The organism is Wenxinia marina DSM 24838 (assembly GCF_000379485.1).
GTDB lineage: Bacteria > Pseudomonadota > Alphaproteobacteria > Rhodobacterales > Rhodobacteraceae > Wenxinia > Wenxinia marina.
In genome coordinates this window covers 63714-88765 of the sequence record NZ_KB902316.1, presented here as the reverse complement: position 1 = coordinate 88765, position 25052 = coordinate 63714, and the positions used below count along the sequence as shown (strand labels likewise).

Annotated in this window: 25 protein-coding genes; 12 read left to right on the top strand and 13 right to left on the bottom strand. The window is 71.9% G+C overall.

Going from position 1 to position 25052, the window contains the following annotated elements; all coding sequences use genetic code 11:
• Positions 1-139: 139 nt before the first annotated feature.
• From A37W_RS0120240 to A37W_RS0120230, 3 genes are read left to right on the top strand one after another with little or no spacing between them, the layout of a single operon-like run.
• On the top strand, positions 140-1696 hold the full coding sequence (locus tag A37W_RS0120240; protein WP_018304881.1) for a DNA recombination protein RmuC: 1557 nt from the start codon (positions 140-142) through the stop codon (positions 1694-1696).
• 56 nt (positions 1697-1752) lie between these two features.
• Positions 1753-2010 carry a hypothetical protein gene (locus A37W_RS0120235; RefSeq protein ID WP_018304880.1) on the top strand — a complete coding sequence of 86 codons (258 nt, stop codon included), beginning with the start codon at positions 1753-1755 and terminating at the stop codon, positions 2008-2010.
• A gap of 10 nt (positions 2011-2020) precedes the next feature.
• Positions 2021-2431, top strand: coding sequence for a secondary thiamine-phosphate synthase enzyme YjbQ (locus A37W_RS0120230; protein WP_018304879.1), 411 nt, complete (start codon positions 2021-2023; stop codon positions 2429-2431).
• Here the strand turns inward: A37W_RS0120230 and A37W_RS0120225 are convergent, their stop codons facing one another.
• Positions 2432-2644: a dodecin family protein gene (locus A37W_RS0120225; RefSeq protein ID WP_018304878.1), complete on the bottom strand. Its 213-nt coding sequence runs from the start codon at positions 2642-2644 to the stop codon at positions 2432-2434.
• 167 nt (positions 2645-2811) lie between these two features.
• Here A37W_RS0120225 and nrdR point away from each other — a divergent pair, with 167 nt between their 5' ends.
• Together nrdR and ribD are read left to right on the top strand one after the other, a co-directional pair.
• Entirely contained in the window at positions 2812-3279 is a 468-nt protein-coding gene (gene nrdR, locus A37W_RS0120220) for a transcriptional regulator NrdR (RefSeq protein WP_018304877.1), read from the top strand.
• A complete protein-coding gene (ribD, locus tag A37W_RS0120215) occupies positions 3276-4376 on the top strand; it encodes a bifunctional diaminohydroxyphosphoribosylaminopyrimidine deaminase/5-amino-6-(5-phosphoribosylamino)uracil reductase RibD (RefSeq protein WP_018304876.1) in 1101 nt (366 codons plus the stop codon). The genes nrdR and ribD overlap by 4 nt, the downstream gene beginning before the upstream one ends.
• Positions 4377-4391: 15 nt before the next feature.
• Here ribD and A37W_RS0120210 read toward each other — a convergent pair whose 3' ends face one another.
• The 4 genes from A37W_RS0120210 to ptsP form a co-directional block, all read right to left on the bottom strand.
• Entirely contained in the window at positions 4392-6437 is a 2046-nt protein-coding gene (locus A37W_RS0120210; protein WP_018304875.1) for a capsule polysaccharide biogenesis protein, read from the bottom strand.
• A gap of 11 nt (positions 6438-6448) precedes the next feature.
• Entirely contained in the window at positions 6449-7579 is a 1131-nt protein-coding gene (locus tag A37W_RS0120205; RefSeq protein WP_156169375.1) for a polysaccharide biosynthesis/export family protein, read from the bottom strand.
• Between the two features lie 206 nt (positions 7580-7785).
• The gene (locus A37W_RS0120200; RefSeq protein ID WP_018304873.1) at positions 7786-9096 is read right to left on the bottom strand and encodes a capsule polysaccharide biogenesis protein; all 1311 of its coding nucleotides are present in this window, start codon (positions 9094-9096) and stop codon (positions 7786-7788) included.
• Between the two features lie 76 nt (positions 9097-9172).
• Positions 9173-11422 carry a phosphoenolpyruvate--protein phosphotransferase gene (gene ptsP / locus A37W_RS0120195; RefSeq protein ID WP_018304872.1) on the bottom strand — a complete coding sequence of 750 codons (2250 nt, stop codon included), beginning with the start codon at positions 11420-11422 and terminating at the stop codon, positions 9173-9175.
• Between the two features lie 163 nt (positions 11423-11585).
• Here ptsP and purE point away from each other — a divergent pair, with 163 nt between their 5' ends.
• Together purE and A37W_RS0120185 are read left to right on the top strand one after the other, a co-directional pair.
• Positions 11586-12074 carry a 5-(carboxyamino)imidazole ribonucleotide mutase gene (gene purE / locus A37W_RS0120190; RefSeq protein WP_018304871.1) on the top strand — a complete coding sequence of 163 codons (489 nt, stop codon included), beginning with the start codon at positions 11586-11588 and terminating at the stop codon, positions 12072-12074.
• Positions 12067-13137 (top strand): 5-(carboxyamino)imidazole ribonucleotide synthase, encoded by a 1071-nt coding sequence (locus A37W_RS0120185; RefSeq protein WP_018304870.1) that lies wholly within the window; start codon positions 12067-12069, stop codon positions 13135-13137. The genes purE and A37W_RS0120185 overlap by 8 nt, the downstream gene beginning before the upstream one ends.
• Before the next feature lie 111 nt (positions 13138-13248).
• Here A37W_RS0120185 and A37W_RS0120180 read toward each other — a convergent pair whose 3' ends face one another.
• Positions 13249-13977 carry an alpha/beta hydrolase gene (locus A37W_RS0120180; RefSeq protein ID WP_018304869.1) on the bottom strand — a complete coding sequence of 243 codons (729 nt, stop codon included), beginning with the start codon at positions 13975-13977 and terminating at the stop codon, positions 13249-13251.
• A gap of 80 nt (positions 13978-14057) precedes the next feature.
• On the opposite strand from A37W_RS0120180, the gene A37W_RS0120175 reads away from it, so the two are divergent.
• A complete protein-coding gene (locus tag A37W_RS0120175) occupies positions 14058-14507 on the top strand; it encodes an NUDIX domain-containing protein (RefSeq protein ID WP_026198638.1) in 450 nt (149 codons plus the stop codon).
• A 209-nt stretch (positions 14508-14716) separates the two neighbouring features.
• On the opposite strand, the gene A37W_RS0120170 is transcribed toward A37W_RS0120175, so the two are convergent.
• The gene (locus A37W_RS0120170; protein ID WP_018304867.1) at positions 14717-16423 is read right to left on the bottom strand and encodes a bifunctional sulfate adenylyltransferase/adenylylsulfate kinase; all 1707 of its coding nucleotides are present in this window, start codon (positions 16421-16423) and stop codon (positions 14717-14719) included.
• Between the two features lie 189 nt (positions 16424-16612).
• Here A37W_RS0120170 and A37W_RS0120165 point away from each other — a divergent pair, with 189 nt between their 5' ends.
• Together A37W_RS0120165 and A37W_RS22555 are read left to right on the top strand one after the other, a co-directional pair.
• Positions 16613-17161, top strand: a complete 549-nt coding sequence (locus A37W_RS0120165; RefSeq protein WP_018304866.1) for a sigma-70 family RNA polymerase sigma factor — start codon at positions 16613-16615, stop codon at positions 17159-17161.
• Positions 17158-17841, top strand: a complete 684-nt coding sequence (locus A37W_RS22555) for an anti-sigma factor (RefSeq protein ID WP_018304865.1) — start codon at positions 17158-17160, stop codon at positions 17839-17841. The genes A37W_RS0120165 and A37W_RS22555 overlap by 4 nt, the downstream gene beginning before the upstream one ends.
• A 498-nt stretch (positions 17842-18339) precedes the next feature.
• Here A37W_RS22555 and trxB read toward each other — a convergent pair whose 3' ends face one another.
• Complete coding sequence (trxB, locus tag A37W_RS0120155; protein ID WP_018304864.1) at positions 18340-19353, bottom strand: thioredoxin-disulfide reductase; 1014 nt, start codon at positions 19351-19353, stop codon at positions 18340-18342.
• 198 nt (positions 19354-19551) lie between these two features.
• On the opposite strand from trxB, the gene A37W_RS0120150 reads away from it, so the two are divergent.
• Positions 19552-20052, top strand: coding sequence for an Lrp/AsnC family transcriptional regulator (locus tag A37W_RS0120150; RefSeq protein ID WP_018304863.1), 501 nt, complete (start codon positions 19552-19554; stop codon positions 20050-20052).
• Positions 20053-20058: 6 nt separating this feature from the next.
• On the opposite strand, the gene A37W_RS0120145 is transcribed toward A37W_RS0120150, so the two are convergent.
• Positions 20059-20742, bottom strand: coding sequence for a Hint domain-containing protein (locus tag A37W_RS0120145; protein ID WP_018304862.1), 684 nt, complete (start codon positions 20740-20742; stop codon positions 20059-20061).
• Between the two features lie 356 nt (positions 20743-21098).
• Here A37W_RS0120145 and A37W_RS0120140 point away from each other — a divergent pair, with 356 nt between their 5' ends.
• On the top strand, positions 21099-21941 hold the full coding sequence (locus tag A37W_RS0120140) for a fumarylacetoacetate hydrolase family protein (protein WP_018304861.1): 843 nt from the start codon (positions 21099-21101) through the stop codon (positions 21939-21941).
• Between the two features lie 21 nt (positions 21942-21962).
• On the opposite strand, the gene A37W_RS23960 is transcribed toward A37W_RS0120140, so the two are convergent.
• The 4 genes from A37W_RS23960 to lgt all read right to left on the bottom strand — a co-directional run bounded on the left by A37W_RS23960 (position 21963) and on the right by lgt (position 25019).
• A complete protein-coding gene (locus A37W_RS23960; RefSeq protein ID WP_018304860.1) occupies positions 21963-22133 on the bottom strand; it encodes a hypothetical protein in 171 nt (56 codons plus the stop codon).
• A 191-nt stretch (positions 22134-22324) separates the two neighbouring features.
• The gene (gene pgeF / locus A37W_RS0120130) at positions 22325-23080 is read right to left on the bottom strand and encodes a peptidoglycan editing factor PgeF (RefSeq protein ID WP_018304859.1); all 756 of its coding nucleotides are present in this window, start codon (positions 23078-23080) and stop codon (positions 22325-22327) included.
• Positions 23077-24135, bottom strand: coding sequence for a class I SAM-dependent methyltransferase (locus A37W_RS0120125; protein ID WP_018304858.1), 1059 nt, complete (start codon positions 24133-24135; stop codon positions 23077-23079). The genes pgeF and A37W_RS0120125 overlap by 4 nt, the downstream gene beginning before the upstream one ends.
• Entirely contained in the window at positions 24132-25019 is an 888-nt protein-coding gene (lgt, locus tag A37W_RS0120120; RefSeq protein ID WP_018304857.1) for a prolipoprotein diacylglyceryl transferase, read from the bottom strand. Before lgt ends, A37W_RS0120125 begins: the two co-directional genes overlap by 4 nt.
• Positions 25020-25052 lie beyond the last annotated feature (33 nt).

The window sequence follows — 25052 nt, the reverse complement described above, 5'->3', positions numbered from 1 at the left end:
TTTCGAACACCGATCCGGTGTCGCGCGGTGGTTCCAGATGATGTGGTCGCCGTCCGTCGCACCGCGCTGTTTTGTGGTTCGGGGTTGACCGGGCGGGACCGAAAAGAGAACATCGGGGCCCGAGCAGAAAGACACGTCGATGCCCCCGATTCCCCTGGCCGAGACCCTGATCGCCGACTGGCAGGCGCTGCCGGACCACCTGCGCCTGGCCGCCCTGGTCCTGATGGGGCTCTTTCTCCTGACCACGCTGTTGTGGCTGTCGGCCGCGCGCCGCGGCCGATCGGCTCGCGCGGCAGGCGCGGAGGCAAGCCGGCAGGCCGCCGATCTCCGCAGCGAGCGGGATCGCCTGGCCGAGCGGGTGGAGGTGCGCGATGGCGCCCTGGCCCGTCTCGACGCCGACGCCGCCGGCCTGCGGCAGGGCCTGCAGGCCGCCGAGAGCGCGCGCGCGGGCCTTCAGGAAGCGGTCACACGGCTCGAGGCCGACCGGGAGCGGCTGGCCGAAGAGCGGCGCACCATGGCCGACGCGCTGCGCGAGCTGCAGGCGGCCCATGCGAGCCTGCAGTCCGAGCATGCCGCCTTCCGCGCCGACCGGGACGGCAAACTCGCCGCCGCCGCCGAGGAGCGGCAGCGCCTGACCGAGTTGCGCGAGGAGATGTCCCGCCGCTTCGAGGAGCTGGCGAACGCCACGCTCCGCCGCACCGGCGCCGAGTTCAGCCAGGCCCACACCGCCAAGCTGACCGAGCTGCTGACCCCGTTCCGGGAACATGTCGGCCGCTTCGAGACCGAGCTGCGGCAGGTCCACAAGGCTGCCGACGAGGAGAGGACGCGCCTGTCCGAACAGATCCGCGCCCTGACCACGCAGTCCGAGGCGGTCCAGTCCGAAGCCGCCAGCCTCGCGCGGGCGCTGAAGGGCGAGAAGCAGAAGCAGGGCGCTTGGGGCGAGATGCTGCTGGAGCGCATCCTCGAGGATTCAGGCCTGCAGCGCGACATCCACTACGAGGTCCAGGCGCACCGGGTGGGCGAGGACGGGTCGCGCTACCGCCCGGACGTCGTGGTGAAGATGCCGCGCGACAAGGTTCTGGTGGTCGACAGCAAGGTCAGCCTCGTCGCCTACGACCGCGCCGTCCAAGCCGAGTGCGACGAGGATCGCCGCCCCGCGCTGACGGAGCTGGTGGCCGCCATGAAGCGCCACATCGACCAACTCGCCGCCAAGGGCTACGACCGGCTGGAGCAGGGGTCCGTCGACTTCGTCCTGATGTTCGTCCCGATCGAGGGTGCGCTCGCCGCCGCCCTGCAGACGCAGGGCGACCTCACCTCCTACGCCGCCGCGCGCCGGATCGGGATCGCCACGCCGACCACGCTGATGATGGCGCTGCGGACGGTGGACCACCTCTGGACGGTGGAGCGGCGGGAATCGAACGCCGAGGAGATCGCCAAGCGGGCCGGCCTCCTCTACGACAAGGTCGCGGGCTTCGTGGACAGCATGAAGTCGGTCGGCGACCACCTCTCCCGCGCCGTGCGCTCGCACGACGAGGCGATGGGGCGGCTGTCTACCGGCAACGGCAACGTGCTGGGGCAGGTGGAGAAGCTGAAAGCGATGGGGGCGAACGCGTCCAAATCCATCGGTGTGGCGTTCGACGAAGCGGACGACGACGAACCGCGCCTGCCGGACTACCACGCCACCGCGGCCGAATAGGCGGAACAATCCGCGCCTCCCCGCGTTCCCGCGATGGAACACCGGGAGAACGCCCCATGAAACACGCCCTGATCGCGCTGCTTCTGCTGCCGATGCCCGCCGTGGCCTATGTCGGCGAGGCCGATGCCGCAGCCGAGGTCGTCCCCGCGTCCGCTCCCGTGGCCGAGACGGTCGTCATCACCGTCGCGGCCGCCGAGGTCGAGGCCTGCAATGCGCTGGTTTCGCAGCTGGTGGGCACCGCCCCCGTCGGCGAGGCCGAGGTGGTCACGCCCGCCACGATTGCCCCCGCGCCCGTGGTGTGCATCGCCGAGTGATCCGGCCCGCGTGACCCGCACGCTCGTCATCGAGACCGACGGCCCCGGCCTCTACGAGATCACGGGGCGGATCGACGTGCCGCCGGGCGACGGCCTCCTCACGCTGTTCGTTCGGCATACGTCCTGCTCGCTGGTGATTCAGGAGAATGCGGACCCCGAGGTCCAGAGCGACCTCGCCGCCTTCTTCGAAACGTTGGTACCGCCGTCGGACCACCCGTCGATGTCCTACCTGCAGCATACCTACGAGGGGCCGGACGACATGCCGGCCCATATCAAGGCCGCGCTCCTGCCGACGAGCCTGTCCATTCCCGTCCTCGACGGGCGCCTCGCGCTCGGACGCTGGCAGGGAGTCTACCTTTTCGAACATCGCCGCCGTCCGCACCGCCGCGAGGTCGCGGTGGTGACGACGGCTGGCCGCTGATCAGTCGTCCTGTCCGTCGAGGATGAACGTGACCGACATGTGAACGCGATAGTGGCTGATCGCGCCGTTCTCGATCACGACCTTCTGCTCCTTGATCCAGGCGCCGGTGACGTTGCGCAGGGTCTGGGTGGCGCGGGCGATTCCGGACTGGATGGCGTCCTCGAAGCTCTTGGTGGAGGTCGAGGAGATTTCCGTAACTCGGGCGACGCTCATGGCTCGGTCCTTTCGGGGCTGGGGCCCCACCAGATGGAGCGGCGTCGGGGCAGGGCAACACCACCACATCTTGGCTGGAAACTCGCCTCTACCCAAATCCTAGCGGCACCCCTATACTTGTCGCGCGACTTGGGGGCGAACACCCAAGCGGGAGACGAGGACAGGACATGCGTTGCCCCTTCTGCGGAAACGTCGACACGCAGGTGAAGGATAGCCGGCCGGCCGAGGATCACGTCGCGATCCGCCGCCGCCGCTTCTGCCCCGCCTGCGGCGGACGCTTCACCACCTACGAGAGGGTGCAGCTGCGCGACCTCGTCGTCATCAAGACCAGCGGCCGGCGCGAGGATTTCGACCGCGACAAGCTGGAACGCTCGATCCGGATCGCCCTGCAGAAGCGCCCGGTGGAGCCGGAGCGGATGGACCAGATGATCAGCGGCATCGTCCGCCGACTGGAATCCCTCGGCGAGACGGACATCCCTTCCTCGACCATCGGCGAGATCGTGATGGAGAGCCTGGCGCGCATCGACACCGTCGCCTACGTGCGGTTCGCCAGCGTCTACAAGAACTTCCAGGCCGCCGACGACTTCGACCGCTTCATCGACGAGCTGCGGCCGGGCCAGAAGCCCGAGGCGTGACCGCCGCCGACGACCGGCGCCACATGGGCCACGCGCTCGCGCTGGCGCGGCGCGGGCTGGGGCGGGTCTGGCCGAACCCCGCGGTGGGCTGCGTGATCGTCCGGGACGGCCGGGTGATCGGCCGCGCGCGCACCGCCGACGGCGGACGGCCCCATGCCGAGACGCAGGCGCTGGCGATGGCCGGCGACGCGCGCGGCGCCACCGCCTACGTCACCCTGGAGCCCTGCGCCCATCACGGCCGCACGCCGCCCTGCGCCGAGGCGCTGGTCGCCGCGGGCGTCGCGCGGGTGGCGATCGGGGCGGCGGACTCGGACCCGCGGGTGTCCGGGCGGGGGGTCGCGATCCTGCGCGCGGCGGGGATCGAGGTGACCGAGGGCGTCCTGCGCGCCGAGGCCGAGGAACTGCAGGAGGGGTTCCTCGCCCGCGTGACCACGGGCCGGCCGCTTGTGACGCTGAAGCTTGCCACCTCGCTGGACGGGCGGATCGCGACGGCGACGGGAGAGAGCCGCTGGATCACCGGCCCGGCCGCGCGCCGCGCCGTCCACGCGATGCGGGCGAGCCACGATGCGGTCATGGTCGGCGCCGGCACCGTACGAGCGGACGACCCGTCGCTGACCGTGCGCGACCTCGGCGTGGATCGCCAGCCGGTGCGCGTCGTCCTGTCGCGCCACGTCGACCTGCCGGCCGACGGCGCGCTTGCCCGGACGGCGGCGGAGGTTCCCCTCTGGCTGTGCCACGGCCCCGGCCTGGAGCCCGCGCGCCGCGACCGCTGGGACGCACTCGGTGCCGTCCTGATCGAGGTGCCGGTGGCCGGCGGCCAGCTCGATACCGGCGCCGCGCTGAGCGCACTCGGCGCCGCCGGCCTGACCCGCATCTTCTGCGAGGGCGGAGGGGCGCTCGCCGCCTCGCTCCTCGCCCACGGCCTCGCCGACCGGCTCGTGACCTTTTCCGCTGGCCTCGTCATCGGCGCCGAAGGTACCCCTGCGGTCGCCGCCATGGGGCTGGACCGGCTGGGCGAGGCCCCCCGCTACGACCTGGCGGAGACCCGTCCCGTCGGACCCGACGCCATGCAGGTCTGGCACCGCGCCCGGGGCTGAGCGCCGGCGGGCGCGCTACCGCCAGAGCCACGGCCAGGAGCTGAGGGCCCCCTGCGCCTTCGCCAGCGCCCGGTTGGCGCGGGACGGCCGCGGCACCTGTCCCTTCGCCAGCCGCTCCACCACCACCTCGACGGGGCAGGGGCGGCGGGTGACCGGATCGAAGTAGCGCGGGTAGTCGATCAGCGCGGCATGGACTAGGCCGAGGAGGTCGGGACGCGCCGTCCGCCGTGGCAGCGCCTCGCCCCGGTCGTCGGTCAGGCCCCAGCCGGCGTAGAAGGGCCGGCCGAGGCAAACGACCCGCTTGCCCCGCAACAGCGCTTCGAACCCCAGCGCCGAGGTCATCGTCCAGACCTCGTCGATGGCGTCCAGTGCCGCGACCGGGTCGGTCCGCGCCAGCACCGCGTCGGCGATCTCCGCCGCCCCGGGCACGTCGCCGGGGCGCAGGCCCGCCTCGACGTCGGGATGCGGCTTGTAGAGGATCACGGCCGCCGGGTGCGCGTCGCGCGCCGCCTGAAGCAGCGCGAGATTGGTGGAAACCGCCCCGGTCCCGAGGCGGATCGACGCGTCGTCCTCCACCTGCCCGGGCACCAGGAGGCGGCGCCCGGCCGGCAGGCCCGGCGGCAGCGCGGCGCCGCCGAGGTTGTATTTCGTCACCCGTTCGGCCGTCAGCCGACGCACCAGGGCGCGCGCCCGGTCGCGCGCGCCCTCGTCCAGATCGACCGAGGCGGCGATCAGCCGCTCCAGCCGGCTCTCGCGGGTGGGATCGTAGTAGATGCCGAGGTCGTCGAGGACGAGGGAGAGCGGCGGCACGAGGTCGGCGCCGAGCCCGCGGGAGCGCAGGAACCCGTCCTCCACCCGCACCGCGCCCGCCGCGTCCAGCGCCGGCGTCTCCCTGGACGCCCAGACCATCAGCCGCCGGCCGGACGCGGCGGCCGCGGCGGCCGCGGCGATCGCGCGCTCCGGCGGGTCGCGGTGGATCACCGGCTCCACGTGCCCGAAGACCTGCTGCAGCGGCTTGCGCTTCCACAGCCGCATGCCCGACGCCACCCAGCCGCGCCGGTCCTCGCGCCAGGCCCGCGCCTCGGCGGCGAGCGCGGCGGCGGCCTCCTCGAACGTGGCGAGGCGGTCGCGGTAGGGATCGTACCAGACCGGGTAGAGGATCATCGCCGCCGCAAAGAGCTGTGCCCGCGTCAGCCGCCGCTGCCTCCGGTCCAGCGGCATCCGGTCGTCGGTCAGGCCCCAGCCGGCGTAGAAGGGCTGGCCGAGGACGACGGGGCGGTGGCCGGCGAGGATCGCCTCGAAGCCGAGCTGGGAGGAGACGGTATAGACCGCCGTCGCCCCCTCCATCAGCGCCCACGGCGAGACCGGGGAGGTCAGCAGGTCGATGTTCTCCGACAGGTCGTCCGGCCCGAGGTGGCCGGGCCGGTGGCCGCCCGCCGTCTCGGGGTGGGTCTTCACCACGATCCGGGCGGCGGGGTGCTCCTCGCGGGCCAGGAACAGCGCCTCGAGGAAGGTATTCCGGTTGGCGCGGCTGGCGGCGACCGAGGCGTCGCCCTCGGTCTGGTCGATCACGAGGACGTAGCCGGGCTCCGGCACCGACGCGTCCGGATCAAAGGCGCAGTACTTCGACAGGTGGTGCCGGCGCAGGAACGCGATGCCGTCACGGGCGCGGGCGAGGAGGGCGGCGTCGTCGAGGGGGTGCGTCGCCAACAGCGTCTCGAAGTCGGACCGCGTGGCGGGATCGAAGTGCACGCCGCCCGCGTCCAGCGACAGGCCGATCGGCGGCCCGCCCCCGGCGCGTCCGGGCAGGACCGAGCGCAGGAAGGCGTCCTCGACCCGCAGGACCGGCGCGCCGGTGCGGCCGGCGACCCACTCGCCCCGCGGGGCGGTCGGGCTCTGCCCCCAGACGCCGACGGTGTCGCCGTCGCACGGCGCGCCGATGCGCACGTCCCAGCCGGCGAGGTCGAGAATGCGGCGCACGCGCCCCTGCGTCAGGAACCCGCCGTTGTAGACGTAGAGACGCCGCGGAGGTCCCTCCGCGGCGCTGCGTCTCCGGTCCATGTCGGCGGGCCCTAGCCGCTGCCGATGGAGGCGGCCGTGTCGACGGTGGCGAGAGTGCCGGTGATCGCCGAGATCAGCTTGTCGAACTGCACGAACGGCGCCTCGGTCACGTAGACCGTGTCCTCGTCGCGGATCGCGAAGTCGCGGGCATAGAACATGCCGTTCGGACGGGTGAGGTCGAGGACGTAGACGACCCGCTGGGTGCCGACGAGGTCGGGGATCCCGGTGAGCGCCCGGGCGATCGCCTCGGGTTCGTTGCGGAACACGAAGACCCCGGTCGGATCGGCGCTGGTGGTCGACAGGCCGCCGACCTGGGCGATCGCCTCGATGGCGCTGATGGTCTGGCTCTCGAACGGGACGAGGCTCTGTGCGCCGGTGGCGCCGAGTGCGGTGAAGGAGCGCGAATCCTCCTCGACGAAGATCCGGTCACCGCCGCGCAGGGCGACGTCGGCGGCGGGGTTCTGGAACAGGTCCTCGAACCAGATCGTGCCGCGATGGCTGCCGCGCACCAGCGTGACCTGCGCGATGTCCGGCTCGATCGCGATGCCGCCGGCGCGGGCGATCATCGCCGACAGGGTGCGCGTCGGCCGCTCGATCGGGTAGACGCCCTGGGCGCCGACGCCGCCCACGACCGACACGGTGGAGCCGTCGCCGGCGATCCGGGCGACCTGCACCTGCGGGTCGGGCGTCTGGTCGCCGAGGCGTTCGGCGATCAGCCGGCGGATCGTCTCGGGCGTGTTGCCGCCGGCGCGGATGCGCCCCGCATAGGGCACGAAGATGAAGCCCGACCCGTCGACCTGCACCTCGTCGAGGATCGTCGCGTTCTGACCGGTGGGGACGAGAAGACCGTCGTCCACGTTCTCGAACACCGTGATCGACAGGACGTCGCCGGGGTTGATCGTGTCCGAGCCGAGCACGCCCGCCCCCGCGAAGCCCTGGCTGAAGGCCAGCGCCGGGGTGACGCCGGCGATGGCGTTCACGCGGTCGTCCACGACGAGGATGAAGCTGTCGCCCTCGCGCAGGACGGAGCCGGCGAAGATCTCGCTGCGGTTCGGGCCGGAGCGGGGAAGGCCGCAGCCGGCCAGGGCGCCGGACGCAAGCGTCGCGGTCGCGCCGGCCAAAAGGCGGCGTCTGGTAAGGATGGTCACTGCCCGGTCTCCTCGACCTGTTCTTGTCTGCCTCAGGTTTTCTTTTCAACCTACCGGAATCGCCGCGCAAAAGCGACAGTCCCGGCCGGGCGGCGGATCCGGTTGCCGAAGGTGTTGCTCCGGCGCCGCGCAGCCCCAGTCCTTGCGGAGGGCGGCCGAAAAACCGCTAGGGAGAGTCGTCCGGCGCGCCGGACCGACGTTCAGGTGACTACGCGCAGCGGCTGCCGCGGCGCCGCCTTGCCCGATTTCAGGGCGTCGTAGGGGTCCTCGGCGGCCAGCATCATGTCCACCACCTGCCGCATCAGCTGCCGCCGGCCCCGGGCGGAGTAGAAGCCGCCGGGGACCTGCGACGTCTCCAGCAGGAACTTGCGATAGTCCTTGTAGGCGCGGGTGTCGGGCCGCTTGGGCACGGCGAAGAATTCGGCCAGCGGCTCGCCGGCGCAGAATTCCGGCTTGGCGTAGACGGCGCGGCCGAACACCTTCAGCGGGATGCCGCGCCACAGCACCTGCTGCGCGGCGGTGGAATTGACGGTGAGCGCGGTCCGCGCGTGGTCCAGCAGCCGCGCTATCTTGCCGCCGCGGACGTAGTGCAGCCGGTCGGCGATGCCGTGCTCCTCGCCGAGGCGCCGGATGATCCGGGTCAGCGGCGAGCGGCCGTTCTCCAGCGGATGCGCCTTGAAGACGAGGTGATGGTGCCGCGGGGCGCCCTTGGCGAAGCCCTCGACCACCAGCCGCAGGAACTCCTCCATGCGGGTGAAGGGCGAGTGCTCGCGGAACGAGGCGTCGTGCTCCAGCTGCATCAGGACGAGGTGGTAGGGAAACCCGCCGAAGCGGATGCGCGCCTGCGCCACGGCCCGGTCGAGCGCGAGCCACGGCATCAGCAGGAGGCGCCGCGTGTAGAGCAGCGTCTCGGTCATCAGCGGCAGCTCGCGGTGCGGGCGGAAGCCGCGGTAGTCGCGGTTCCGGAACAGCACGAACCAGTGGTAGAGGGCGCCGTAAAAGACGTGGTGGCGCATGTCGCCCCAGCGTGCAGGCGGCTCGGGCACGTCCATGTCGGACTGCGCCAGCGCGTTGCGCATGTCGGCCACGGACAGGTGCATCAGCCGTGAATGCCCGTTGGTGCCCCCGCGCTCATACGTGATCCAGTAGGGGCGCATGTACCCCTCCTCGAACACGTGGACGGTCAGGCCGCGGCGCTTCGCCTCGGCCACCGCGGCGGCGTGGATGGGGCGGGTGTCGCCGTAGAGGACGAGGTCGGTGATCCCTTCCGACATGACGAGGCGGGCGATCTCGGCCGGCCAGTCGTCCGGAGCGCCGCGGTAGGGGATGTAGCCGGGCGCGCCGAACCAGAAGGCGCGGTCCCCGGCGTTGAAGCCGACGCGCAGCACGTCGGCCCCCGCCGCCCGCAGGCCCTTGGCCAGGCGGTGAAAGAAGGGGCCGTGGGGTCCCTGCAGGAACAGGAACCGGCGGTCGGACGGGTCGGTGGCGATCGGCATATGGCGCTGCGGCATCAGGGTCGGCCGCACCCTGCCGCGCGGGCGGGGCAGCAATATGGCCCCGGCGTGGCGGCGGCCTTCTCCGCTGGTCTCACCCCTGCGTCGAGATCCATTCGGTTACCGCGTCGCGGACCGAACTCGCCCCCGCGGCGCGCGCCTTGTCGATGACCGCCCGCGCCTCCTGAAGGCTGAACCGCCGCAGCAGGTGCTTTACCGGCCCGATCGAGGCCGGCCGCATCGACAGCGACCGGAAGCCGAGGGCCGACAGGGCCAGCGCCTCCACCGGCCTCCCCGCATCCTCGCCGCAGAACGAGACCGGGGTGCCGGCGTCGTCGCAGCGGCGGATGATCGTCTCGAGCAGCGCGAGGTACGACACGTCGAGCGTGTCGTAGCGCCGGCGCACGCTCTCGTTCTCGCGGTCGGCGGCGAAGAAGAACTGCTTGAGGTCGTTGCCGCCGACCGAGATGAAGTCGACCTCGCGGAAGAAGCCGTCGGGCGCGAAGGCCAGCGACGGCGTCTCGAGCATCGCGCCCACCTCGACGCTCTGGGGCAGCGCGTGGCCCAGGATTCGCTCGCGGTCCATCGCCTTGTCGAACTCGCAGCGCGCCGCGCGGAACTCGTCGGGGTGGGCGATGAACGGGAACATCACCGTCAGCGGACGCCCCTTGGCGGCGCGGATCAGCGCCTGCAGCTGCATCCGCAGCACGCCGGGCTTGTCGAGGCCGACGCGGATCGCCCGCCAGCCCATCGCCGGGTTCGGCTCCTCGGTCGGCTTCATGTAGGACAGGACCTTGTCCGAGCCGATGTCGAGGGTGCGGAACGCCACGCGCTTGCCGTGGGCGCTGTCCATGACGTGGGAATAGATCGCCGCCAGCTCTCCCCGTTGCGGCATCTGGTTGCGCACGAGGAACTGCAGCTCGGTGCGGAACAGGCCCACCCCCTCGGCGCCCGAGGAGGGCAGGGAGGGCAGGTCGGCGATCAGGCCGGCGTTCATGTGCAGCCCGATCACGGTGCCGCACGTCGCCTCGGCCGGCAGGTCGCGGATCGAGGCGTAGCGCTCCATCGCGCGGGCCTGCATCGCGATCTTGTCCTGGAACGCCTTCCTGACCTGCTCGTCGGGCCGCAGGTGCACGATGCCCTGATCGCCATCGACGAGAATCGTGTCGCCGTTCAGCGCCTCGGTGGTGATCCGCTCGGCCCGGATGACGAGGGGGATCGCCCAGGCGCGGGCGACGATCGCCGCGTGGCTGCCGACGGAGCCTTCCTCCAGCACGATGCCCTTCAGCCGCTTGCCGTACTCCAGCAGCTCGCCGGGGCCGATGTTGCGGGCGACGAGGACCGGATTGTCCGGCATCTCGGCGCCGGTGTCGCGGCCCTGGCCGGTGAGGATGCGCAGCAGGCGGTGCGACAGGTCGTCGAGGTCGCTCAGCCGCTCGCGCAGGTACGCGTCCCCCGACTGCGCCATCCGCACCCGCGCGAGGCTCTGCTCCTTCTCGACGGCGGCCTCGGCGGAGAGGCCGCTCTCGATGTCCTCCTCCATCCGCCGCAGCCACGAGCGGGAGTTGGCGAACAGGCGATAGGTCTCGAGGACCTGCACCTGGTCGGGATCGACGGTCATGGCCGAGGACAGCATCCCGTCCACCGACAGGCGCAGCTGGTCGATCGCGGCGCGCAGGCGCTGTGTCTCGGCCTCGGGATCGTCCGAGACGGGGTTGGTGACCACGACCCGCGGGTCGTGTAGCCAGACCCGGCCCATCGCCGCGCCTTCCTGCGCCTGCGTCCCGCGGAACATCGCCGCCCGGCTGTGCCGCGCCGACAGGGCCGCGCCCTCGCCGACGAAGGCGCCGAGCTCGGCCATCTCGGCCAGCACCATCGCCACCACCTCGAGGCCGTAGACCTCGTCGGCGACGAACTCGCGCGCCTCCTTGGACTGGACGACGAGGACGCCCAGCGTCTCGCCCAGGCGCTGCACCGGCACCCCGCAGAAGCTGGAATACCGCTCCTCCCCGGTCTCGGGCATGTAGCGGAAGCCGCGGGCCGAGGGCGCGTCGGCCGTGTTGATGACACGCCGCGTGCGGGCGACGCGGCCGACGAGGCCCTCGCCGAGGCGCATCCGCGTCTGGTGCACCGCCTCGGGCTGCAGGCCTTCGGTGGCGCAGAGTTCCAGCGTGTCGGCGTCGCGGAACAGGTAGATCGAGCAGACCTCGGTCTGCATCGAGCTGGCGATCAGCTGCACGATCTTGTCCAGCCGCGCCTGGCCGGCCGCATCCTCCGCCATCGTGTCGCGAAGACGGCCGAGCAGCTTGCGGCTATCCGATTCCGTGCGGTGGTCGGCGGACATGAAACTTCCGGCAATTGCCCCGAGGCCGCTTAGACCACATGCGGCGCCGGGGCGAAACGGTTGAGTTGACCGCGGCCCGCTCGCCCTGCCGGGGCCCCGCTCCCCCGCTTGAAGGCAGACGCCCGGCGGCTATAGTCCGCGCTTCCGCAGGACGGGGGTCGGAATGGCTGAGGCGGCGGTCGGCATCATCATGGGCAGCCAGTCGGACTGGCCGACGCTCAAGGGCGCGGCCGACGTCCTGGACGAGCTGCAGGTCCCGTGGGAGGCGCGCATCGTCTCCGCCCACCGCACGCCCGACCGCCTCTGGTCCTACGCCCCCGAGGCGGCGGCGCGGGGCGTCAGGGTCATTGTCGCCGGCGCCGGCGGCGCGGCGCACCTGCCGGGGATGATGGCGTCCAAGACGCGGATGCCGGTGATCGGCGTGCCGATCGAGACCAGGGCGCTCGGCGGCCTCGACTCGCTCTATTCCATCGTCCAGATGCCCCGCGGCTTTCCCGTGGCGACGATGGCGATCGGCGCGGCCGGCGCGGTGAATGGCGGCCTGATGGCGGCGGCGATCCTCGCCGTCTCGGACGAGGCGCTGGCCGGCCGCCTGGATGCCTGGCGCGCGGCGCTCTCCGCCTCCATCCCCGAGGCGCCGCAGGATGTCTGACGCGCTGCCCCCCGGATCGGCGATCGGCATCCTCGGCGGCGGCCAGCTCGGCCGGATGCTGGCGCTAGCCGCCGCCCGCCTCGGCCTGAAGGTCCACATCTACGAGCCCGCCGCCGCGCCGGCCGGTGACGTGGCGTGGCGCCTGACGACGGCGTCCTACGACGACGAGGCGGCGCTGCGCGCCTTCGCCGAGAGCGTCGACGTGGTCACCTTCGAGTTCGAGAACGTCCCCGCCGCCGCCCTCGACCTGATCGAGAGCCTGCGCCCGATCCGCCCGAACCGCCGCGCCCTCGCCACCAGCCAGGACCGCCTGTCGGAGAAGGAGTTCCTTCAAGGGATCGGCCTCACGGTCGCGCCCTTCGCGCCCGTGTCGTCGCGTCACGGCCTCGACGCCGCGCTCGCCACTGTGGGCGCGCCGGCGATCCTGAAGACCCGCCGCCTCGGCTACGACGGCAAGGGGCAGGCGCGCCTCGCCTCTGCCGCCGACGCGGACGCGGCCTGGCAGGCGATGGCCGGCGCCGATGCGATCCTCGAAGGCTTCGTCGAATTCACCACCGAGGTTTCCGTGATCGCCGCTCGCGGCATCGACGGCGCGGTCGCCGCCTACGACCCGGGCGAGAACGTGCACGAGGACGGCATCCTGCGCACCACCACCGTCCCCGCCACGCTGTCCCTCTCGCTCGCCGCCGACGCGGTCCTCCTCGCGGGCCGCATCCTGAACGCGCTGGACTACGTCGGCGTCCTCGGCGTCGAGCTCTTCGTCACCCCGCGCGGCCTCGTCGTGAACGAGATCGCGCCGCGGGTGCACAATTCCGGCCACTGGACGCAGACCGGCTGCATCATCGACCAGTTCGAGCAGCACATTCGCGCCGTCGCCGGCTGGCCGCTCGGCGACGGGTCGCGGCACTCGGACGTGGTGATGGAGAACCTCATCGGCGAGGACATGGCCCGCGTCCCGCCGCTCGCCGCCTCCGGCGCCGCGCTGCACCTCTACGGCAAGGCCGAGGTCCGCCCCGGCCGCAAGACGGGCCACGTCAACCGGATCACCGGACCCGCCCGCTGACCGGCCCCGCTCCCCTATCTTGCTGGAAATACCTCCGGGGGTCCGGGGGCAGCGCCCCCGGCGGGTCCGGCCGGAACGGCCGGAGCCGACTCCGGCGGCTCGGCGCCGACGTCACTCCCCGAAGATCGCGTCCGCCATCGTCAGCTCGTGGTCGAACCGGCCGTGCTCCAGGAACTCCAGCACCTCGGCGATGACGAGGGGGTTGTTCATCATGAACGTGTGGCTCACCGGCAATTCGATATGGTCCGCCATGCCGGGCAGGATTGTCGAGGAAACCGCGACCTTGCCGTCGTCCGGCCCCTCGATCAGGGCCGAGTAGATCGGGTTCAGCGACGCCGTCCCGGCAATGATCCCCACCTCGTAGGTCGCCATCGCCGGCAGCTCGTTCGGCACGCTGCCCGACCCGGTCCCCAGCTCGAGGCCCGCGGGTCCGTTGACCCACTCGAACGGCTCGAAGTCGCCGAACACGTCCACCAGCTGCGAGCCGCCGTTGGGCGGGGCGAGCATGACGACCCGGCCCATCCGCGCCGGACGGTTCTGGGTCAGCCAGGCCCGGACCAGGATGCCCCCCAACGAGTGGGTGACGAAATGGACCACCCGGTCGCCGCATTCGGCGACGTCGCGGCCGACATTGTCGTCGACCAGCGTCTCGATCGTCTCCTCGGTCGAGGCGTAGCCGGTATTCACGGTCACGTAGCCGTTCGCCTGCAGCACCTCGGCCATCGGCGCCAGCGACAGCTCGGACCGGGCGAGGCCGTGCAGCAGCACGACGCAGTCGCCCTCGGCGGCGGCGCCCGGGGCTGCGGCGAGACAGGCGAGGAGGGGGGCAAGGCCGCGCATGGGAGGGAGATAGCACGCAGCCGCCCGCCGTCCGCCCTGTTACCTTGCGTCCCGATCGGTCGCGGCGCAGGGTCGGCGCCATGGCGGGCAGGGGACCACGGCTGGCGGTGCGGGGCATCCTGATGCGTCAGGGGCGGCTCCTCCTCGTGAACGCCTATCCCGGCAGCGCCCGCCTCTGGTGCGCCCCCGGCGGCGGGGTCGAGGCGCACGCCTCGCTGCCCGACAACCTGGCCCGCGAGGTGTTCGAGGAGACGGGACTGACGGTGGAGGTCGGCGCGCCCTGTCTCGTGAACGAGTTCCACGACCCGGACGGCCCGATGCACCAGGTCGACATCTACTTCCGCTGCACGGTTGTGGCCGGCGATCCGGACGGCGACTGGACCGATCCCGAAGGCGTGGTGACCCTCCGCCGCTGGATCACGCGGGACGAGATGGCGGCGCTGGCGGTGAAGCCGGACAGCCTGGCCGCGGTGGCGTGGGGGGAGTCGGATGCCCCCCTCTACGACCCGCTGGAGCCGGTGGTGCGGTAGGGGGCGGACGAGCGCCAAGGAGCGCTGAAAGCGAGACCGCCCCGGGCCTGACCCGAGGCCTCACGCGGAACGGAGCGAGGTCCCGGGTCAGGCCCGGGACGGGTAATCTTCTGATGCGGCGGACTTTCACACGGCCGGACAGGACCGCGTCAGCCCAGTTATCCCGCTAAGGTCGAGAAAGGGCGCCCCCGACGGAGCGCCCCTCTCCCTCACTGGGCCCGGATCAGGCCCATGCTTTCCAGCTTCAGGATCACCTGGTGGGCGCAATTGTCCACGTCGGTGCCTTCGGTCTCGACCCGAAGCTCGGGATCCTTCGGCACGTCGTAGGGGTCGGAGATGCCGGTGAACTCCTTGATCTTCCCTTCGCGCGCCAGCTTGTACAGGCCCTTGCGGTCGCGCCGCTCGCACTCTTCCAGCGAGGTCGCGACGTGGACCTCGACGAAGGCGCCATACTGCTCCACGTCCTCGCGCACCGCCCGCCGGGTCGTCGCGTAGGGCGCGATCGGCGCACAGATCGCGATGCCGCCGTTCTTGGTGATCTCGCTCGCGACATAGCCGATGCGGCGGATGTTGAGGTCCCGGTGCTCCTTGGAGAAGCCGAGCTCGGACGACAGGTTCTTGCGCACGATGTCGCCGTCGAGCAGCGTCACCGGACGGCCGCCCATCTCCATCAGCTTGACCATCAGCGCGTTCGCGATCGTCGACTTGCCCGAGCCGGAGAAGCCGGTGAAGAACACCGTGAAGCCCTGCTGCGAGCGCGGCGGCGAGGTACGGCGCAGCTCGGCCTCCACCTCGGGGAACGAGAACCAGTCGGGGATCTCCAGTCCCTCGCGCAGGCGGCGGCGCAGCTCGGTGCCCGAGATGTTGAGGACAGTGGATCCTTCCGGCACCTCGTCGACGGGATAATACTGGGCCTTGTCCTCGACGTAGACCATCATCTTGAAGTCGACCATCTCGATGCCGACCTCCTCCTGGTGCTGGCGCACCAGATCCTGCGCGGCGTAGGGATCGTAGAAATCCTCGCCGGCGGAGTTCTTGCCGGGGCCGGCATGGTCGCGGCCGACGATAAAGTGCGTCAGGCCGTGGTTCTTGCGGATGATCGCGTGCCACAGCGCCTCGCGCGGGCCGGCCATCCGCATGGCGAGGTTCAGCAGCGACAGGTGGGTGGTCGAGGACGGATACTTGTCCAGCACCGCCTCGTAGCAGCGCACGCGGGTGAAGTGATCGACGTCACCCGGCTTGGTCAGGCCGACGACGGGGTGGATCAGCAGGTTCGCCTGCGCCTCTCGGGCTGCACGGAACGTCAGCTCCTGGTGCGCGCGGTGCAGCGGGTTGCGGGTCTGGAAGGCCACGACCTTGCGCCAGCCCATCTTGCGGAAGAACGAGCGCAGTTCGTTCGGCGTGTCGCGGCGCGACTTGAAGTCGTAGTGCACCGGCGGCTGCAGACCGGTGACGGGGCCGCCGAGATAGACCTTGCCCGCGGTGTGGTGCAGGTAGTTGACCGCCGGGTGCGCCGCGTCGTCGGCGCCGAACACCTTCTCGGCCTCGCGCGCCTTGTCGGGCGTCCAGCGGTCGGTGACAGTCATCGTGGCGAGGATCACGCCCTCCTGGTCGCGGAGCGCGATGTCGCTGCCCACCTCGATGCCTTCGGCGAACTTCTCGCTGACGTCGAGCGTGACCGGGATCGGCCACAGCGCGCCGTTCGCGAGGCGCATGGTATCGACGACGCTGTCGTAGTCCTCCTCGGACAGGAACCCCTTCAGCGGGCTGAAGCCGCCGTTCATCAGGAGCTCGAGGTCGCAGATCTGCCGCGGCGAGAGATCCCAGCTCGGCAGGGACGCGGCTTCGCCCTTCAGCTTCTGCGCGCTGTCGTACGAGACATACAGCTCGGGGATCGGGGCGAGGTTCGGCGTCATGGGCGTGGCTTCTCGGTTTCAAAGGGTTTTCGGCCGAAGCCGGACGGGAATCGATGCGGGGCCTAGCCCCCTCGTGTCGCGGTTTCAAGAGCGGCGGTCCCCGCGGCCCCGGTATCGCGGCCGACGAGCCCCACGGCTTGGCAATCCGCCGCCGCCATGCCCATATGAGCCGATTCCGGAGGAGGCTTGATGGACGCGAGCGGCGACGACCTGGAAGCGTGCATCGCGCGTGTGGCCCTCGGCGACCGCGCGGCCTTCCGCGATCTCTACGGCCGCACCAGCGGGAAACTATTCGGCGTTTGCCTGCGTGTCTTGCGTGACAGGGGACGGGCCGAGGACGCGCTGCAGGAGGCGTTCGTCAAGGTCTGGGCCAATGCCGGGCGCTACCGCAAGGGACGGGCCCGGCCGATGACCTGGCTGATCACGATCGCCCGCAACGCGGCGATCGACGCCGCCCGCCGGCGCCGCGAGGAGACCGCGGGCGCCGACGACGCGGCGGCCGACATGGCCGCGCCGGGTGGCGGGCCGGAAGAGGCGGCGATCGTGCGCGGCGAGGCGACGCGCATCGTCGCCTGCATGGGCGAACTGCCCGAGGACCGCCGCGCCGCCGTGCGCGGCGCCTACCTCGGCGGGCAGAGCTACGACGATCTGGCGCGCACCCATGGCGTGCCGCTGAACACGATGCGCAGCTGGCTGCGCCGGGCGCTGATCGCCCTCAAGGAGTGCATGGCGCGATGACGATGACGGACGGCGGATACGGGGACGACGACAGGGCGCTCGCCGGCGAATACGTCCTCGGACTGCTGTCCGCGGCCGAGGCCGCCGCCGTGCGCACCCGCCTCGCCGCCGACGCCCTGTTCGCCCGCGAGGTGCGGACCTGGCGCGAGGCGTTCGCCGAGCTCGACGCCGAGACGGCCGAGGTGGCGCCGCCGCCCCGCGTCCTTGCGGCTATCGAGGAGCGGCTGTTCCCGGGCGCGCCGGCCTCGTCCTCGTCCCGCCCGTCCAGGTGGCGCTGGCTGAGCGGCGTCGCCTTCGCGGCGTCGGTCGCGGTCGCGCTGTTCTTCACGGTCCAGCCGCCCGGCCTGCCGCCGCCGGTCCTGCTCGCCTCCGTCGCGTCCGAGGATCAGGCGCTTCAGCTGCGCGTCGGCATCCTCGGCGACCTCAGCGCGATGCACGTGATCCTCGACGAGGGCTCCGCCCCGCCGGGCCGGGTGCTGGAGCTGTGGGCGATCGCCGAAGGACAGCCGCCGGTGTCGCTGGGCGTGATCGAGGAGAGGGATTTCTTCATCCCCGACTACCCGCGCGAATTCGCCGCGGCCGGCCTGACGCTGGCGGTGTCCGAGGAGCCGCCCGGCGGCTCGCCCACCGGCCAGCCGACGGGCGAGGTGCTCGCGCTGGGGACGCTGGCGCCGGTCTAGGCGGCCGTCAAAGGGGCGGACCGGTTTGTCTTCGGAGACCCGTACCGGGCCTGACCCGGGACCTCGCGCGGCACGCGCGACGGTGGCGCCCCGCGGCGCGAGGCCCCGGCTCGGGGCCGGGGCGGGCGCGCTCGAAAACAGCCGACGCGTCCCTGGCCTGACCCGGGACCCCGCGCGGCAGTGCGGACCGGGTATCGCCCCGCNGAGCGAGGCCCCGGCTCACGGCCGGGGCGGGTGGTTTCAAGTTGACGACGCGTCCCTGGCCTGACCCGGGACCCCGCGCGGCAGTGCGGACCGGGTATCGCCCCGCGGAGCGAGGCCCCGGCTCACGGCCGGGGCGGGTGATTTCAAGTTGACGACGCGTCCCGGGCCTGACCCGGGACCTCGCGCCGCCGGGGCGGCGGTCGCATCATGGAGCGGGGGCCGGCTCAGGGCCGGGGCGGGCGCTCCGTACCCGGGCGTGGCGTCCCGACCCCGAACGCGGCTCCGCGCTCCCTGTCACTCCGCCGCGGCCGCGCCTTCCGTCTCCGGAGCGCCGTAGCCGAGGGGCAGGGTCTCGTCCTTGCCCTCCTGCGCGCCGCTCTCCGCCAGATACCGCTCGGCATCCAGCGCGGCCATGCAGCCCATGCCGGCCGACGTCACGGCCTGCCGGTAGACGTGGTCGGTCAGGTCGCCGGCGGCGAAGACGCCGGGGATGGAGGTGCGGGTGCTGCCCGGCTCCACCTTCACGTAGCCGCCGTTGTGCAGCTCCAGCTGGTCCTTCACCAGTTCGGACGCCGGGGCGTGGCCGATGGCGATGAAGACGCCCTTGGCCGGCAGTTCAGTGATCTCGCCGGTGTCCACGTGCCGCAGCTTCACGCCTTCGACGCCGAGAGGGCTGTCCGCGCCGATCACCTCGTCCAGCGTGTGGTGCCAGAGCGTCTCGATCTTGGGGTGCTTGAACAGCCGGTCCTGCAGGATCTTCTCGGCCCGCAGCTCGTCGCGGCGGTGGACCAGCGTGACCTTGGACGCGAAGTTGGTGAGAAACAGCGCCTCTTCCACGGCGGTGTTGCCGCCGCCGATCACGACGATCTCCTGCCCGCGGTAGAAGAAACCGTCGCAGGTCGCGCAGGCCGACACGCCGAAGCCCTTGAACTTCTCCTCGGACGGAAGGCCGAGCCACTTGGCGCGGGCGCCGGTGGCGAGGATCACGGCGTCGGCCGTGACCACCGCGCCGCTGTCGCAGGTCGCGGTGAAGGGCCGCTTCGACAGGTCGAGGCTTGAGACGATGTCCATCACGATCTCGGCGCCCATGGCGCGGGCGTGGCTTTCCATCCGGACCATCAGGTCGGGGCCCTGCACCTCGGTGTCGCCGGGCCAGTTCTCGACCTCGGTCGTGGTGGTCAGCTGGCCGCCCGGCTCGATCCCCTGGATCAGCAGCGGCTCCAGCATCGCCCGGCTGGCGTAGACGGCCGCGGTGTAGCCGGCGGGGCCGGAGCCGATGATGAGGACCTTCGTGTGCTTGCGGCTCATGGGATTCCTTCTCGGCATCTTGCGGCTGGCGTCAGGGCGATTGATATAGGCCGGCGGCGGCGGACGCGAAAGGGGCGGCCGGCGCCGCCCGGCGGGGCGAAATCGCTGGAACAATGTTGCGCAACAGGGAAACTTTATTGCGCAATCCGCCGCGGCGGCGTAAGAAATTCATCTGAATCTGAGCAAGGAACCTCTCGTATGCCGGGACAGCGTCTGGACGACATCGACCGCAAGATCCTGTCCGAACTGCAAGACGACGGGCGCATGACGAACGTCGAACTCGCCAGCCGGGTCGGCATCTCGGCCCCGCCCTGCCTGCGCCGGGTCCGCGCGCTGGAGGAGCAGGGCTACATCCGCGGCTACCACGCCGACGTCGACCCCCGGACCCTCGGCTTCGAGGTGCAGGTGTTCGCGATGGTCGGCCTCGCCAAGCAGTCCGAGGCGGACCTTTCGGCGTTCGAGGCGCGCTGCCGCGACTGGTCGCTGGTCCGCGAGTGCCACATGCTGAACGGCGAGGTGGACTTCATCCTCAAGTGCGTCTCGCCCGACCTGCGCACCTTCCAGACCTTCCTGACCGAACAGCTGACGGCGGCGCCCAACGTCGCCTCGGTCAAGACGTCGCTGGTGATCCGGCAGGCCAAGGACGCGCCGGGCGTGCCGTTCGACGTGCTCGAAGAGCGCCTCGCCCGGCAGGCCTGAGGCCGCTCAGGCGACGTCGAACAGGTCCAGATCCGCACGCCGCAGGCGCGGCAGCATCGGCGCGCCGAAATCCTCCAGCCGCTCGACGTGGGGAAAGCACGACAGGTAGAGCTGCAGCATCTCGGCCCTGAGCCCCGTGAGGTGGGCCGGCCCGGGATGATGACTCTCGATCTCGACGCCGTTGGCGGTGAGACGGACATGCTGGCGGAATCCGAGTTGAAAGACCTGGACGGGGGTCGCCGGCGTCAGCGCGACCACCTGGATCCCGTCGATGAAGTCCGCGGCGGGGATCAGCGCCGCCTCCTGCCCCGTCAGCACGCGGATGCCCGGCGCCCGGTGGACGAGCCGCGCCTTCGGCCCGAGGACGAGATCCGGCATCGGCCGGGCGATCCCCATCGAGTCGGCGGCGATCCGGGTCAGCCGGCCCATCGCCGGGTCCTGGCCGGCGGCGCCGGGGACGACCATCGTTGAGCCGCGCCAGACCAGCGTCTCGAACCCGTCGCGGCCACAGCGGACGCGGTCGCCCGGAAGCAGATCCTCGACCGCCACGTGCCCCCGCTCGGTCGGCAGGATCGTGCCGCGGGCGAGCGCCGCGAAGGCGTCGTCGAAGGCGGGTAGGGCGGGGACGAGGCGCATCGCCTCGTTCACGTCGCCGTTCTGGGCGAGGGAGAGAATCTCCACCCGGCGCATGGCTGGGACGTGACGATGTCTCTGGCCGGTCGCGGAATTGACCGGGGGCGCCGCGGGGGACGCGGCGGACGGGGGCAACGGCATGGCAGCGCACCTTTCGGTTGCGCTCCGGCTCGGCCCCCACCGAAGAACCGGAGATGGATTTCGCGAGAGGACAAAGTACATGCGGCGATGCGATCTGTCAAAGAACGGCGTCGATCGTTCGGCAGCGCGGATGCAATCAGGGGGTGCGCCGCCGGGATTGTCCCGGGTCCGACGACAGACGGCCCGCGTCTGATTCGGGCGGCCGCCGGTGCTTGCCAAAGCCGGCTTGTCGCGGTCTACCCCTCGGGCAGCGGACGCGAAGGAGGGCGGCGATGAAACTGGTGCGGCACGGAGAGACGGGGCGCGAGCGGCCCGGGATGGTGGCGCCGGACGGGACGATCCGGGATCTCACGGGGCTGGTGCCCGACATCGGCGGCGCGGTCCTGTCGGACCACGGCCTCGCCATGCTGCGGGCGGTCGATCCGTCCGTGCTGCCGCAGGTGCCCGAGGGCACGCGCCTCGGCCCCTGCGTCGGCGGCATCGGCAAGGTCATCTGCATCGGCCTCAACTTCGCCGACCACGCCGCCGAGAGCGGGATGCAGGTCCCGCCGGAGCCGATCATCTTCATGAAGGCGACGAGCGCGGTCTGCGGCCCGAACGACCCGGTGCCGATCCCGCGCGGCTCGCAGAAGACCGACTGGGAGGTCGAGCTGGCCGTCGTGATCGGCAAGCGCGCCAAGTATGTCTCCGAGGACGAGGCGATGGACCACGTCGCCGGCTACTGCGTGGCGAACGACGTGTCGGAGCGGGCCTTCCAGCAGGAGCGGTCGGGCCAGTGGACCAAGGGCAAGAGCGCGGACGGCTTCGGCCCGCTCGGGCCGTGGCTGGTGACGCGGGACGAGGTCGCGGATCCGCAGGCGCTGGGCATGTGGCTCAAGGTGAACGGCGACACGATGCAGGACGGCTCGACGCAGACGATGGTCTACGGCGTGCGCTACCTCGTGAGCTATCTCAGCCAGTTCATGTCGCTGCAGCCGGGGGACGTCATCTCCACCGGCACGCCGCCGGGCGTCGGCAGCGGGATGAAGCCGCAGCGCTTCCTGAAGGCCGGCGACGTGATGGAGCTGGGGATCGAGGGCCTCGGCAGCCAGCGGCAGGAGGTCGTCGCGGACTGATCGCCGGCGCCGCCCCGCCGCTCAGGCGGCGGGGATGGCGCGCAGGGCCAGCCGGCGGGCGGCGATCTCGGCGGCGCGGCGGCGCACGACGAACGCCTCGCGCCGCAGGCCGCGCTGCCACGGCAGGCGGGTCCGAAGCGTCGCGGCACAGTGCGCGGCGGGCGCGATCCAGCGTTTTTCCCTGCGGGACATGGGCGTCTCCCTCGTCTCGGCGGCCCTCCCCGGCCGCATCCTCCCCGTCAGCCTTCCGCCGCGGCGGGGCGGAAGTTGGGCGCCGCGGGGGCCGGGCCGGGGAAAGATCGGGACAGGGGGTGGGGCCGTCCTCCGGAGGAGCTTCACGCGATATGGTGAACTTCCCGTAGCGCGCGAAACCGGTGTGAGGGTCAGAGCGCGATAGCGGCGATCAGGCGGCCGTAATCGGCCTCGCGGGCATGGACCGAACGGCGGTAGGAGAAGAATCGCGCCGGGTCCGCGTAGGTGCAGTGCTGCGTCCAGGCCGCCTCGGCCACGCCCGCCGCGCGAAGCCGCGCCAGCGCGTAGCCCGGCAGGTCGAAGTGCAGCCGGTCGCCCTCTCCTGCGGCGAAGAAGCGCGCGGAGTCGGAATCCTCGGCGCCGAAGGTCTCGCGGAACTCGGGGCCGACCTCGTAGGCGCGCTGGCTGATCGTCGGGCCGACGACGGCACGGACCCGCGACCGCTCGGCCCCCAGCAGGACCATCGCCTCGAGCGTCGCCTCCAGCACCCCGCCGAGCGCGCCCTTCCAGCCGGCATGGGCGGCGCCGATCACCTGCGCCTCGGGATCGGCGAACAGGACCGGCGCGCAGTCCGCGCTGAGAACCGACAGCGCGACGCCGGTGCGGTCGGTGACCAGCGCGTCGGCCTTCGTGCCGCCGTCGCCGGGCGCGGCGACCGTCACGACGTCGGCGGAATGGACCTGGTGCACGCCGACCAGCCCCTCGGGCGGGACGCCCATCGCCCCGGCGACGCGGGCGCGGTTGATCGTGACCGCCTCGGACTGGTCCGAGCTGCCGTAGCCGCAGTTGAGCCCCGCGAAGACGCCCGACGACGCGCCGCCGGCGCGGCCGAAGAAACCGTGCCGGACGCCGGACAGGACGTCCGAGGTGATGACGTCGAGGCTCATCGCGTGAACCCCGGCGGAGGTGGTGCATCGTGCCGTGTGAGTCCCATCGCCTTGAAGAGGAGACCCATCTCCCCGGGGAGGGTCAAGCGCCGATGGGCCGCCTCGTGCGCCTCCCTCGCGGCACCGTCCAGACGGGCGCCCAGCGCCTCCGCCCTCTGCGCGATGCCGAGGCGGCGCAAAAACGTGCCCTGCGGGACGAGGCGGGTGGGGACCGCCGGCGCGGCGGCGCGGGCGATAGCCTCGAAGTCGACATGCGCGGTGAGGTCGGCCGCACCGGGGGCGGCGAGCGGGTCGGTGCGCTGGTGGCCCGCCAGCGCCTGCAACGTGTCGCCGAGGCTGCGCCAGTCGCCGTAATCGACGATCAGCGCCGCGCCGCCATGGGCGTCGAGCCGCCTGCCGATCTCGCCCGCAATCGCGGGGAGGCCCTGCGCCACCTCGACGAGGTCGCCGTCGGCGGTGTCGTCCAGCCGGTACGCCAGCGCCTCCAGCGGCGCGGCGGGGCCGAGGCCGAAGGCGAGGCGGCCCTCCTCCAGCCCCACCATCCGCTCGCGCCAGCCGGCGCCGTCGCGGACGAACTGGCGGACGGGCAGGGCGTCGAAGAACTCGTTCGCCAGCAGGAACAGCGGCGCCTCGGGCAGGGTGTCGATCCGGTCGTGGAAGGTCGCGCCGGGCAGTCGTTCCGCCTGCTGGCGGCGGAGCGCGGGCGAGGTCTCGACGAGGTTGAGGGCGGCAGCGTCCGCGAAGCCGGGCACGCCCCTCGTCGCCCGCAGCACGTCCTGCATCATCGTGCCCCGGCCCGGCCCCAGCTCGGCCAGCAGGATGCGCCCCGGCGCGCCCTGATCCAGCCAGGCCTGCGCGAGGGCGAGGCCGAGAAGTTCGCCGAACATCTGGCTGATCTCGGGCGCGGTCACGAAATCGCCCGCGGCGCCGAGCGGATCGCGCGTCGCGTAGTAGCCGTCCCGAGGGTCGTGCAGGCAGGCCGTCATGTAGTCGGCCAGCGGGATCGGCCCCCCGGCCGCGATCCGCGCGGCGATCCTCTCGCCGAGCGCCGTCATGCCGCCCGCCGGCGCGCCCTGACGATCATCCAGACGCCGAACGCGATCATCGGCAGCGACAGCAGCTGTCCCATCGTCAGCCCCCAGCCCCCCACCTGCAGGGCGAGGCCGAGCGGGTTGCCGAGCGAGACGAACTGCGCGTCGGGCTGGCGGGCGAACTCTACCGCGAAGCGGGCGAGGCCGTAGCCGAGGAGGAAGGTGCCGCTGATCAGCCAGGGCCGCTTGAAGGCGCTGGTGCGGAAGGCGAGGTAGAGCAGGATGCCGCCGAGGATCAGGCCCTCCAGCAGGCTCTCGTACAGCTGGCTGGGGTGCCGGGCGCACAGGGTCGTCAGCGTGGCGCAGGATTGCGCGGCCTCGCCGGGAAAGATCACGCCCCAGGGCAGATCGGTCGGCCGCCCCCACAATTCGCCGTTCACGAAGTTGGCGAGCCGCCCGAGCAGCAGACCCGGTGGCGTGCCGAGGGCGCAGAGATCCGCTGTCGGCCCCCACGCCACGCCGTTCGCGCGGGTCCAGATGGTGAAGGCCGCCAGCACGCCGAGGAAGCCGCCGTGGAACGACATGCCGCCCTGCCAGAGATACAGGATCTCGACCGGGTGGGTGAGGTAGTAGCCGGGCTGGTAGAACAGCACGTAGCCGAGGCGGCCGCCGGCGATGATGCCGACGATGATCCAGGTCAGCAGGCTCTCGAACGCCTCGGTGCTCATCGGCGGCGTCTCGTTCCGCCAGAGCCGCGGCCGGCGGAGGGCGGCGACCGCGAAGCGCCAGCCGATCAGGATGCCGGCGATGTAGGCCAGCGCGTACCAGCGCAGGGCGAAGGTCATGCCCCAGAGGGTGACGCTGAACACCTCGGGCGAGATGTCGGGGAAGGGCAGGCCGGTCTGCATCGCGCCTCCTCCATCGCGGGGGCGGGGCGGAGT

Excerpts from the sequence above, each read along its gene's own strand:
- A37W_RS0120225 (WP_018304878.1), bottom strand. The coding sequence starts at position 2,644 with ATGAGCGTCGCCCGAGTTACGGAAATCTCCTCGACCTCCACCAAGAGC.
- A37W_RS0120180 (WP_018304869.1), bottom strand. The coding sequence starts at position 13,977 with ATGCGCGGCCTTGCCCCCCTCCTCGCCTGTCTCGCCGCAGCCCCGGGC.
- A37W_RS0120200 (WP_018304873.1), bottom strand. The coding sequence starts at position 9,096 with ATGCCGCAGCGCCATATGCCGATCGCCACCGACCCGTCCGACCGCCGG.
- A37W_RS0120140 (WP_018304861.1), top strand. The coding sequence starts at position 21,099 with ATGAAACTGGTGCGGCACGGAGAGACGGGGCGCGAGCGGCCCGGGATG.
- trxB (WP_018304864.1), bottom strand. The coding sequence starts at position 19,353 with ATGAGCCGCAAGCACACGAAGGTCCTCATCATCGGCTCCGGCCCCGCC.
- A37W_RS0120150 (WP_018304863.1), top strand. The coding sequence starts at position 19,552 with ATGCCGGGACAGCGTCTGGACGACATCGACCGCAAGATCCTGTCCGAA.
- A37W_RS0120185 (WP_018304870.1), top strand. The coding sequence starts at position 12,067 with ATGTCTGACGCGCTGCCCCCCGGATCGGCGATCGGCATCCTCGGCGGC.
- A37W_RS0120210 (WP_018304875.1), bottom strand. The coding sequence starts at position 6,437 with ATGGACCGGAGACGCAGCGCCGCGGAGGGACCTCCGCGGCGTCTCTAC.
- A37W_RS0120170 (WP_018304867.1), bottom strand. The coding sequence starts at position 16,423 with ATGACGCCGAACCTCGCCCCGATCCCCGAGCTGTATGTCTCGTACGAC.
- purE (WP_018304871.1), top strand. The coding sequence starts at position 11,586 with ATGGCTGAGGCGGCGGTCGGCATCATCATGGGCAGCCAGTCGGACTGG.
- A37W_RS22555 (WP_018304865.1), top strand. The coding sequence starts at position 17,158 with ATGACGATGACGGACGGCGGATACGGGGACGACGACAGGGCGCTCGCC.
- A37W_RS0120235 (WP_018304880.1), top strand. The coding sequence starts at position 1,753 with ATGAAACACGCCCTGATCGCGCTGCTTCTGCTGCCGATGCCCGCCGTG.
- nrdR (WP_018304877.1), top strand. The coding sequence starts at position 2,812 with ATGCGTTGCCCCTTCTGCGGAAACGTCGACACGCAGGTGAAGGATAGC.
- A37W_RS0120240 (WP_018304881.1), top strand. The coding sequence starts at position 140 with ATGCCCCCGATTCCCCTGGCCGAGACCCTGATCGCCGACTGGCAGGCG.
- A37W_RS0120175 (WP_026198638.1), top strand. The coding sequence starts at position 14,058 with ATGGCGGGCAGGGGACCACGGCTGGCGGTGCGGGGCATCCTGATGCGT.
- pgeF (WP_018304859.1), bottom strand. The coding sequence starts at position 23,080 with ATGAGCCTCGACGTCATCACCTCGGACGTCCTGTCCGGCGTCCGGCAC.
- lgt (WP_018304857.1), bottom strand. The coding sequence starts at position 25,019 with ATGCAGACCGGCCTGCCCTTCCCCGACATCTCGCCCGAGGTGTTCAGC.
- A37W_RS0120125 (WP_018304858.1), bottom strand. The coding sequence starts at position 24,135 with ATGACGGCGCTCGGCGAGAGGATCGCCGCGCGGATCGCGGCCGGGGGG.
- A37W_RS0120165 (WP_018304866.1), top strand. The coding sequence starts at position 16,613 with ATGGACGCGAGCGGCGACGACCTGGAAGCGTGCATCGCGCGTGTGGCC.
- ptsP (WP_018304872.1), bottom strand. The coding sequence starts at position 11,422 with ATGTCCGCCGACCACCGCACGGAATCGGATAGCCGCAAGCTGCTCGGC.
- A37W_RS0120145 (WP_018304862.1), bottom strand. The coding sequence starts at position 20,742 with ATGCGCCGGGTGGAGATTCTCTCCCTCGCCCAGAACGGCGACGTGAAC.
- A37W_RS23960 (WP_018304860.1), bottom strand. The coding sequence starts at position 22,133 with ATGTCCCGCAGGGAAAAACGCTGGATCGCGCCCGCCGCGCACTGTGCC.